This is a genomic window from Micromonospora sp. HB375 (assembly GCF_017872985.1).
Classification (GTDB): Bacteria; Actinomycetota; Actinomycetes; order Mycobacteriales; family Micromonosporaceae; genus Micromonospora; species Micromonospora chalcea.
Map to the genome: position 1 here is coordinate 4,545,758 of NZ_JAGGJO010000001.1, position 10,479 is coordinate 4,556,236.

Consider the following 10,479-nt stretch of genomic DNA (forward strand, 5'->3'; position numbering starts at 1 on the left):
CGGAGGGGCGGCTGTCTCCGGCAGGGGTGGCGGTGTCGGGCCGCACCGGCGTTTCCAGGCCCGCGCCGCGTACAAGGAGGGCTTACGCGCAGGTGTTGGTTCAGCAAGAGGAACAGATCACCCGTCTGCGGCGCGTGTTCCACGCGTGCGAAGAGCAGCAGCGCGGACACGTCGCGCTGGTCACCGGTGCCGTGGGCAGCGGCAAGACCAGCCTGCTGGAGTCGTTCGGCGAGTGGACGGCCGGCTCCCGCGGGCAGGTGATGAGCGCGACCGGCTCGCGGGCGGAGCGCGGTCTCCACCTGGGAGTCGTCGGGCAGCTGTTCCACAGTGCACGACTCGCCCCGGAGGCCGCCGCCCACGTCGGGAAGCTGCTGCGCGACGCCACCTCCGCGGTGCCGTTGCCCGAAGTCGGCGGCGAGGCGTCTGACGTAGACCGGGCCTGGGCACCCCTGCTGCACGGCCTCTTCACCACCCTGATCGACCTGACGGCCAACGGGCCCCTGGTCCTCCTCGTCGACGACGTGCACCACGCGGACCCGGCCTCGCTGCACTGCCTGCTCTACGTGACCCGGCGGCTGCGCCACGCCCGGATCATGGTCGTGTTCGCGGAGGCGTCGACGCTGCGCCCGCCGCACCAGCTGTTCCGCGCCGAGCTGCTCAGCCAGCCGCACTTCTCCCGGATCGGCCTGCCACCACTGACCGTCGACGCCGTCGCCCGGCTGGTCGAGGGCGCCGTCGACGACGCCGACACCCGCAGGACCGCGGAACACTACGTACGGATGACCGGAGGCAATCCACTGCTCACCCGGGCGCTGCTCGACGAACGGGCCGGTGGCGGGGGCAGCGACCACGACCTTCCGTCCGTCGGTGACGCGTTCGACCAGGCCGTCCTCGGGTGCCTCTACCGCCACGAGCCCGGGGTACGCCGGGTGGCCCAGGCGCTCGCCGTGCTCGACCGGCCCGCGTCGGCCGAACTGCTCGGCCACCTCCTCGACGTGATGCCCGCGACCACGGTCCCGGCGGTGCGGGTGTTGCGTACCTCGGGTCTGATGGAGTCCGACCAGCTACGCCACTCGCGTATCCTGCACTCGATCCTCGCTGACATGTCGGCCGACGAGCGGCGCGCCCTGCACCAGCGGGCCGCCGAGGTGCTGCACGACCGCGGCGCCGAGGCGAGCGTGGTAGCCGAGCACCTCGTGGCCGCCGGTGCGACGGTGGCCGGCTGGCGGGTGCCGGTGCTCCAGGACGCCGCCGGTCACGCGCTCTCGTCCGGCCGGCCCGACGTGGCGGCGGCCTGCCTGCGGCTGCTCGCCAGCGCGCCGGTGGACGAGCGGCAACGCACCGCCACCACCGAGATGCTGGTGAATGCCCGCTGGCAGCTCAACCCGTTGACGGTGAACGGGCAGCTGACGGAGCTGGTGCAGACGGCGCGCGCCGCCGGCTGGTCCACCGATGCGAGCCTCTCCGCCGTGCCGTACCTGCTCTGGCAGGGCCGCGTCGACGAGGCTGCCGAGGCCGTCAGCGGCTTCTCGGCGGACGAGGAGCAGGCTCCGGCCACCCCGCCCGGCCGCCTGCGGATCATGCAGCTTCTGGTCTCCCTCTCCCACCCGGACCACCTGGCGAGCGTACGGCAGACGCCGGCCACCTGGAGCCGCGCGGCCGGCGCCCCGACCACCGTCAGCCCGCTCCTGCAGGCGGTCACGGTGCTCGGCACCGCGCTGACGCCGACCGCCGACAACGACACGGCGCCGACCGCCGAGCAGATCCTGCAGCGCCACCACACGGACGACGGCGCCCTCGGCCTGCTGACCGCGCCCCTGCTGGCGCTGCTCTGGGCCGGCCGGTCGGACCGGGCCGTGGTCTGGGGCGACGTGCTGCTCGACCGGCCGGTGGTTCAGCACGCGCCGGGCTGGCGGGCGGTGATCCGGGCGATCCGGGCGGAGGCGGCCCTGCGCGTCGGCGATCTGCCCGGTGCCGAGCACCACGCCCGCGCGGCCCTGGAGGACATGTCAGCCCCCGCCTGGGGAGTGGCGATCGCCGGACCGCTGTCCACCCTGATCGCGTCCGCGACGGAGTCGGGCCGGTTCGCCGAGGCCGACCGGTGGCTGGCCCACCCGACCCCGCCCGGCATCTTCCGCACCCCATTGGGCCTGCACTACCTGGCCGCACGCGGCCGGCACCACCTGGCCGTACGCCGGCCGCACGCCGCCACCACCGACCTGCGGCGCTGCGGCGAGCTGATGCGCACGTGGGGGATCGACGCGGCCGGACTGGTGCCGTGGCGGCTGGAGCTGGCCCGGGTGCAGCTCAGCGTCGGCAACAAGACGCAGGCCATGCAGCTCCTGCAGGAGCAACTGCGGGTGCCGCACGGGGTCGACGACCGGACCCGGGGCCGTACGCTGCGCCTGCTCGCCACCACCGCCGCCCAGGACCACCGGCGCAAGCTGCTCTCCGAAGCGGTCAACCTGCTCCAGTCCAGCGGCGACCGGTTGGAGCTCGTCCGCGCCCTCGGCGACACCGGTCAGACGCTGCAGCGCGCCGGAGACTCCGCCCGCGCCCGGCTGCTCGTCCGCCGCGCCTACCAGCTCGCGCAGGACTGCGGGGCGTCGGTGCTGGCTCAGCGGCTGATCCGCCGGGAGCCGGGCAGTGGACTGCCGGCGTACCCGGCCGCCGCCGAACTCCAGGAACCGGACGACGGGCTGAGCGACGCCGAGCGGCGCGTTGCCGCGCTGGCCGCACACGGCCACACCAACCGCCAGATCTCCAGCAAGCTCTTCATCACGGTGAGCACTGTCGAGCAGCACCTGACCCGGGTCTACCGCAAGCTCGACGTGAAGCGCCGGACCGACCTGCCGTCCCGGCTCGTCGTGTATGCCGAGACGCTGGCCGACGAGGCACAGAGCGCCACGTCCTGACGGCTGTCGCAGGGGCGCGGTGACCACCGGCCCCCCTGCGACACGGGGCGAAAGCGAGGGCCCGAACCGCATCTGCGGTTCGGGCCCTCGGCGGATCGCGTCCGGGCGGTCAGTCCATGGCGCGGCGCATGAAGCCACGCATGCCGATCGCCGAGAACACCACGAAGACCCCGGTGAGGACACACATGCACAGCCAGAGCGGCAGCGACTCGACCCCCGGCGGGCCGACGAGCGACCGGGTCGCCTCGCTGATGTAGGTCAGCGGGTTCAGCGAACAGATCACCTGATACCAGCGCAGCGAGTCCAGGCCGAGCAGCGGGAACTGGGTGGCGCCGGTGAACATGATCGGGGTCATCACCACGGTGAACATGATCTGGATGTGCTGCGTGGGCACCAGGGTGCCGAAGGCGAGACCGACCGCCGCGCCGACCAGCGCGCCGATCGCCAACACCCCGACCACCTTGAGCACCACCGCCCAGGGCCAGGTGACGCCGAGCATGAGCATGCCGACCGGGATCAGCACCACACCGGCGATCAGGCCACGGATGCCCCCGAAAACGATCTTCTCCAGCGCCACCAGCGGGGTCGCCATGGGCGCCAGGAGGCGGTCCTCGATCTCCCGGGTGAAGGAGAAGTCCATCATCATCGGCAGCGCGGTGTTCTCCAGGCCGATCAGGAAGGCGTTCAGCGCGATGACGCCGGGCAGCAGCACGTTGGAGAAGTCGTCGCTGGCGTAGCCCAGGTCGCTGAGCACCTTGCCGAAGATCAGCAGCATGAACAGCGGCTGGATGAAGACCTGGAGCAGGAAGCCGATCAGCTCCCGGCCGGTGACGAACAGGTCCCGCGAGAGCACCGCGCGGAAGGTGGCGAGCTGGTCCAGCGCGCGCACCGGCGGCGGCGCCGCGGGCGGTGACGGCGCGGACGGGGGGGCGGGGGCGGTGACGCTCACCGAAGTTCCCTTCCGGTCAGGTGGATGAAGACATCTTCCAGACTGGGCTGGCCGATGTTGAGGTCACGAACCTCGCAACCCAGGTCGGCGAGGATCTTCATCGCCATCGGGATGGCGTTGGCCGGCTGACCGCTGGTGTAGACCCGGAAGGACAGGGGGGCGTCCGAGTCGGCGGGCGCGTCCGGGACCGGGGCGGGCACCGGCATCGCCGGCATGCCGGGAAACGCCGGCGCGGCGACGGGCACCTTGGCGGTCATCTTGAAGTGTTCCACCTGCTCCACGTCGGGGATCGCATCGAGCGCGGCCCGCACCTCCTCGGCGGAGGCGCCGGGGGTCACCACGAGGGTCAGGGTGCTGCTGCCCGGCAGCGTACGGGTCAGCGCGGACGGCGTGTCCATGGTGAGCAGCTTGCCGTGGTCGACGATGCCGACCCGGTCGCAGAGCTTCTCCGCCTCGTCCATGTCGTGCGTGGTGACCACCACTGTCACGCCGTCCCGTTTCAGCTCGGCGATCCGGTCGTGCACGAAGAGCCGGGACTGCGGGTCGAGGCCCGCCGACGGCTCGTCGAGGAAGAGCACCCGGGGCGAGTGCATCAGCGCGCGGGCGATCATCGTCCGCTGGGCGAGGCCGCCCGACAGGAAGTCGGTGCGGTGGTTCGCGAAGTCCTTGAGCCCCATCTGGTCCAGCAACTCGTCCGCCCGCCGGATGCGCTGCGCCCGGGGCACCCGGTGGTAGGCCGCGTGGAACAGCAGGTTCTGCCGGACGGTCAGCGCCCGGTCCAGGTTCACCCGCTGCGGTACGACCGCCAGCAACTGCCGGGCGGCGGCGGGCGAGCCGATCACGTCCGCGCCGCACACCCGGGCCCGGCCCGAGGTGGCCCGCACCCGTGTGGTCAGCACCCCGATCGTCGTCGTCTTGCCCGCACCGTTCGGCCCGAGCAGGCCGAAGACCTCACCGGCGGCGACGGAGAAACTCAGCCCGTCCACCGCCGGTGGCATGTTGGGCTGGTACCGCTTGACCAGCTCCGTGACCACCACTGCCTCGTCCACGTCGTCATGCTCCGTCCTGGAACGTCGGTCCGATAGATGTATGTGTGCCGATAGGGGGCGCTAGGGGCACGCCAGGGGCGGAACCGGTCACAGACCCCGCGCGGCCAGCCAGCGCTGGACCGTGCCGGCGAGTTCCGGCCCCCGGTCGGCGACCATGCTGAAGTGGTCGCCGGCCGCGTCGACAGCCTCGTGCGGGTAGGGCCAGCGCGACCGCCAGCCGTCCGGTTCGCCGTCCCACTCCCCCAGCGGCTCGGTGGCCCGCACCAGCAGGGTCGCCGCCGCCATCTCGGTCGGCTGCCAGTCCAGGAACAGCGGCAGGTAGCCCGCCCACGCCGTCGTCCGCCAGTCGTCCATCGGCGTGTACGCGGTGTCCCGGTCGATCATCCCGTCGAGAAGCTGCGGCACCCACCCGCCGAGCACCTCGCTGTCGGCCGGGTAGGTGTCCATGAGCACCACCGCGTCCGGCGGGCGGCCCTGGCGTTCCAGCTCCCCGGCGAGCAGGTTGGCCACCATCGCACCACCGGAGTGACCAGCCACCACGAACGGGCCGGCACCGACGGTACGCAGCACCGTGTCGGCGTGCACCCGCAGCAGCGCGTCGAGGTCGGCGGGAAGCTCCTCGCCCACGCCGAACCCGGGGTTGGGCAGGGCCCACACGTCACGTACGCCCCGGAAGCCGGCGGCCAGCCGGGCGTACTCGTGCGCGCCGGAGAGCAGCGACATCGTGCAGCAGCACACCAACTGCGCCCGGGCGCCGCCCTCGGCCAGCCGGAGGATCCCGGCCGGGCGGGTGAGCTGCGCCGGCTCGCGGAAGCGGGGGCGGAACTGGGCGAGTTTGACCAGCAGTTCGGCATACCCGGCCGGGTCCTCGCGCGCCTTCGGCTGGTTGAACAACCCACCGAGCAGTCCGCCGCCGGCACTCTCCCCGGCAGGTCCACCGGCGTCGTCCGCGCCGAGGAGCTGGCCGAGCAGGTGAACGGCCAGCTCCGTAGGGGTGGGGTGGTCGAAGAGCAGGGTCGCCGACAGCTCCACCGCGGTCTCCTGGCGCAGCGCGTCGCGCAGTTCCAGTGCGGTCAGCGAGTCGAAGCCGAGTTCCAGGAAGTCCCGGTCGGCCTCGACCGCGTTGGGCGAGGCGTGCCCGAGGACGGTGGCCACCCGCGCCCGGACCAGGTCCAGCAGGATCCGGTGCCGGTCGCCGGCCGGAACGCCGGCCAGCCGCTCGCGCAGCGCGCGGGCGGGATCGGTCGCGGCGTCGCCGGCCCCCGGCTCCGCGCCGGCCGTCGCCTCGGGCACGCCGCGCAGTAGCGCGCTGGGCCGTACGGCGGTGAAGGCCGGCACGAACGCGGGCCAGTCGAGGTCGGCCACGGCCAGTTGGTCGTCGCCGCGGACCAGAGCCTGCCCCAGCGCGGACAGGGCCACGTCGGCGGGCAGCGGCCGGACCCCCCGGCGGCGCAACTGCGCCGCGTCGGTGATCTCGTCCGCCCAGGGCACCCACGCGACGACGGTGGCCGGGCGGCCGGCGGCACGCCAGCCCGCGGCCAGCGCCGCCAGCCCGGCGCCCACGGCGGCGGCGACCGCCGCTCCCCCGCTGCCCCAGACGGCGGCCGTCGAGGCGAAGACGACGAACTCGTCGACCGGCAGGCCGGCGCAGGCCCGCCCGAGCAGTTCCACGGCGGCGGTACGGGCGGCCACGGCGTCGGCCAGCTCGTGCGGGTCCAGCACCGCCACCGGGTCGCCGGCCCCGTCGGAGTCGGCGACGTGCAGGACGGTGCGGATCTCGCTGCCGGTGGCGGCCAGTCGGTCCAGCACCTCGGGCAGCCCGTCCAGGTCGCCGACGGCGGTGACTGTGACGTCCGGGCCGGGCGGGTCGGCATCCGCCACCGGCCCCACGAGGACGAGGTGCGACGCGCCGCGCTCGGCGAGCCAGCGCAGCAGGTGCGGGGTACGCACCTGCGCGGACCCGTGCACCAGGACCGCGCCGCGGGGCCGCCAGTCCGTATCGGTGGCGCCGGCCGGGGCCCGGCGGAGCCGCCGGGCATACACCCCGCCGGCGCGTACCGCCACCTGGTCCTCGTCGCCGCCGGACGCGACGACCCGGGCGAGCGCGGCGAGCGCGACGTCGTCCGGCTCCGCCGGCAGGTCGACCAGCCCGCCCCACACGCGCGGCTGCTCCAGCGCCAGCACCCGGCCCAGGCCCCAGAGGTACGCCCCGGCCACGCCGGGAGCGGCGTCGTGCGCGTCGACGGCCACCGCGCCCCGGGTCACGGTCCACATCGGCGTGCCGTTCCCCGCAGCGGCGAGGGCCCGCACCAGCGCGGCCGTCCCGGCGAGCGCGCCGGTTCCCGCGCCGGCCGCCGGGTCCTGCGCCGCCAGCAGCGAGACCACGACCGACCAGGTGCCGTCGGCGAGCGAGGCCCGGGCGACGGCGTCCAGGTCGTCTCCGACCGTGACCAGCGTCGGCTCCAGGCCCTCGGCGCGCAGCACGGTGAGCACCGCGGTGGCGTCGGTGCCGGCCCCGGCCACCAGCAGGCATCGGCCGGTCGGCGTGGTACGGGCCGGGGACAGGTCGACGCGTTCCCAGTCGGCGCGGTAGCGCAGCCCGTCCAGCTCCGATCCGCGACGCCGCCGGTCCCGGTAGGAGGCGAGGGCGGGCAGCACGTCGGCGAGCGCGTCCTGCCGGTCGGCGGGCAGGCCGAGCTCGGCGGCCAGCTCGGCCGGTCGTCCCTGCGCCACGGCCGCCCAGAACTCCTCGTCCTCTCCGGTCGCGGCGGGCGGGATGAGATCCACTGTGGGCGGGTCCGGCCAGAAACGCTCGCGGTGGAAGGCGTAGGTGGGCAGCTCGACGCGCGCGGCGTCGCTGCCGTCGAAGGGAGCCGCCCAGTCGACCCCGGCACCGCGCAGGTCGACCGCGGCCAGCGCGCCGAGCAGCGTGGTCGCCTCCGGCTGGTCCCGGCGGGCGAGCGGCACGAAGGCCGCCGGTTCCATGTCGGGCAGGCACTCCCGGGCCAGCACGGTCAGGGCGCTGTCGGGGCCGAGTTCCACGAAGGTTCCGACGCCGCCGGCGGCGAGGGTGGCGACGCCCGCGTGGAAACGGACGGTGTCCCGGACGTGGTCGACCCAGTAGCCCGGGTCCGTGGCCTGGGCGGCGGTGAGCGGCTCGCCGGTGCGGTCGGAGACGATCGGAAGGTTCGGCGGGTGCCACGCGACCTTCTCCGCGACGATCCGGAAGTCGGCCAGCATGGCGTCCATCCGGGCGGAGTGGAAGGCGTGGCTGACCCGCAGCCGACGGGACCGCCGGTCCTCGGCGGACAGCCGCCGCCCCGCCGCGAGCACGGCCTCCTCGTCGCCGGAGAGCACCACCGACCGGGGGCCGTTCACGGCGGCCAGGGACACCCGCTCGTCGAGCAGCGGGACCACCTCCGCCTCGGACGCCTGCACCGCCAGCATCGCCCCGCCGGGCGGCAACTGCTGCATGAGCCGGGCCCGGGCGGCCACCAGGGTCGCCGCGTCGGCCAGCGACAGCACCCCGGCGACGTGTGCCGCCGCCAGCTCGCCGACCGAGTGGCCGAGCAGGAACTGCGGGCGTAGCCCCCAGGCGGTGACCAGCCGGTATGCGGCGACCTCGTAGGCGAACAGCGCCGGCTGGGTGAACTCGGTACGGTCCAGCAGATCCGCGCCGGGCGAGTCGGCCTCGGCGAAGACCACCTCCCGCAGCGGCCGGCTCAAGTGCCGGTTCAGCTCCCCGGCCACCTCGTCGAAGGCGGCGGCGAAGACCGGGAACCGGCGGCACAGCTCGGCGCCCATGCCGAGGCGCTGGGCACCCTGCCCGGTGAAGAGGAACGCGACCTTGCCGGCCGGGCGGGCCACGCCTCGCACCACGCCGGGGGTGTCGCGCTCCTCGGCGACCGCGTGCAGGCCGGCCCGCAGCGCGTCGCGGTCCCCGCCGATCACCGCTGCCCGGTACGGCAGGGCCGCCCGGGTGGTGACCAGCGAGTACGCCACGTCGGCGGGGGTCAGATCGGGGTGATCGGCCAGATGCGCCAGCAGCCGCCGCGCCTGCCCGGCCAGGGCCGGTGCGGAGCGGGCCGAGACGATCCACGGTACCGGCGGGGCGGGCGTACCGGCCGGCCGGACGTCGTCGGTGTCCGTCGCGGCGGCCTGCTCGATGACGACGTGTGCGTTGGTGCCGCTGATGCCGAACGCGGAGACCGCGGCCCGGCGTGGCTGCCCGGTCTCCGGCCATGGCTGCGGGCCGGTCAGCAGGGACACCGCCCCGGCCGACCAGTCGACGTGCGGGGTGGGCTCGTCCACGTGCAGCGTGGGCGGCAGCACCCCGTGCCGCATCGCCAGCACCATCTTCATCACCCCGGCCACACCCGCCGCCGCCTGGGTGTGCCCGATGTTCGACTTCACCGAGCCGAGCCACAACGGCCGATCCGCGGACCGACCCTGCCCATACGTCGCGATCAGCGCCTGCGCCTCGATCGGATCACCCAACGTGGTGCCCGTACCGTGCGCCTCGACGACATCGACCTGGTCGGCACCCAGCCCCGCGTTCGCCAGAGCCTGCCGGATCACCCGGCGCTGCGACGGGCCGTTCGGAGCGGTCAGCCCGCTGCTCGCACCGTCCTGGTTGACGGCGCTGCCGCGCAGCACGGCGAGGACCGGGTGGCCGTTGCGGCGGGCGTCGGAGAGCCGCTCGACGAGCAGCATGCCGGCCCCCTCGGACCAGCCGGTGCCGTCGGCGGCGGCGGCGAACGACTTGCACCGGCCGTCGGTGGACAGGCCCCGCTGCCGGGAGAACTCCACGAAGACGGTCGGGGTGGCCATCACCGACACCCCGCCGACCAGCGCCATCGTGCATTCGCCCAGCCGCAGCGCCTGGCAGGCGAGGTGCAGCGCGACCAGCGACGAGCTGCACGCGGTGTCCACGGTGACCGCCGGCCCCTCCAGCCCGAGAGCGTAGGAGATCCGGCCGCTCGCCACGGCTGCGGCGCTGCCGGTGCCGAGGTAGCCCTCGACGCCGCCGGTGACCCCGGTGAGCAGGGCCGCGTAGTCACCCTGGCTGCTGGTGGCCGCGTAGACACCGGTGGGCGCGCCGCGCAGCCGGGTGGGGTCGATGCCGGCCCGCTCGAACGCCTCCCAGGCGGTCTCCAGCAGCAGCCGCTGCTGCGGGTCCATGGCGAGGGCCTCGCGGGGACTGATGCCGAAGAACGCCGGGTCGAAGTCCCCGGCGGAGTAGAGGAACCCGCCCTCACGCACGTACGACGTGCCCCGGCTGTCGGGGTCGGGGTCCGGGTCGTAGAGCGCGCCCAGGTTCCAGCCCCGGTCGTCCGGGAACGCCGACATCGCGTCGCCGCCGGCGGCCACCAGGTCCCACAGTTGCTCGGGTGACCCGACACCGCCGGGGAACCGGCAGCTCATGCCGATGATCGCCACCGGTTCGCTGAGCGCGGCGGTGAGCTGCTGGTTCTGCTGCTTGAGCTTCTGGTTGTCGAGCAGGGACGCACGCAGCGCGCCGACGACCTCGTCCAGGGAAACATTCATCGGGCGCTCCTCAGGGCCG

The 10,479-nt window shown here is 74.4% G+C and carries 4 protein-coding genes; 1 reads left to right on the plus strand and 3 read right to left on the minus strand.

Annotation, left to right across the window (positions count from 1 at the left end; translation table 11 throughout):
• Positions 1–92: 92 nt before the first annotated feature.
• Complete coding sequence (locus tag J3R08_RS32495) at positions 93–2,915, plus strand: LuxR family transcriptional regulator (protein WP_209962505.1); 2,823 nt, start codon at positions 93–95, stop codon at positions 2,913–2,915.
• A 109-nt stretch (positions 2,916–3,024) separates the two neighbouring features.
• Here J3R08_RS32495 and J3R08_RS20570 read toward each other — a convergent pair whose 3' ends face one another.
• From J3R08_RS20570 to J3R08_RS20580, 3 genes are all read right to left on the minus strand, one after another.
• Complete coding sequence (locus tag J3R08_RS20570) at positions 3,025–3,864, minus strand: ABC transporter permease (protein ID WP_043322806.1); 840 nt, start codon at positions 3,862–3,864, stop codon at positions 3,025–3,027.
• The gene (locus tag J3R08_RS20575; RefSeq protein WP_043322803.1) at positions 3,861–4,913 is read right to left on the minus strand and encodes an ABC transporter ATP-binding protein; all 1,053 of its coding nucleotides are present in this window, start codon (positions 4,911–4,913) and stop codon (positions 3,861–3,863) included. The genes J3R08_RS20570 and J3R08_RS20575 overlap by 4 nt, the downstream gene beginning before the upstream one ends.
• An 87-nt stretch (positions 4,914–5,000) precedes the next feature.
• Complete coding sequence (locus tag J3R08_RS20580) at positions 5,001–10,460, minus strand: type I polyketide synthase (protein WP_064445432.1); 5,460 nt, start codon at positions 10,458–10,460, stop codon at positions 5,001–5,003.
• Between the last annotated feature and the right edge of the window lie 19 nt (positions 10,461–10,479).

Excerpts from the sequence above, each read along its gene's own strand:
- J3R08_RS20580 (WP_064445432.1), bottom strand. The coding sequence starts at position 10,460 with ATGAATGTTTCCCTGGACGAGGTCGTCGGCGCGCTGCGTGCGTCCCTG.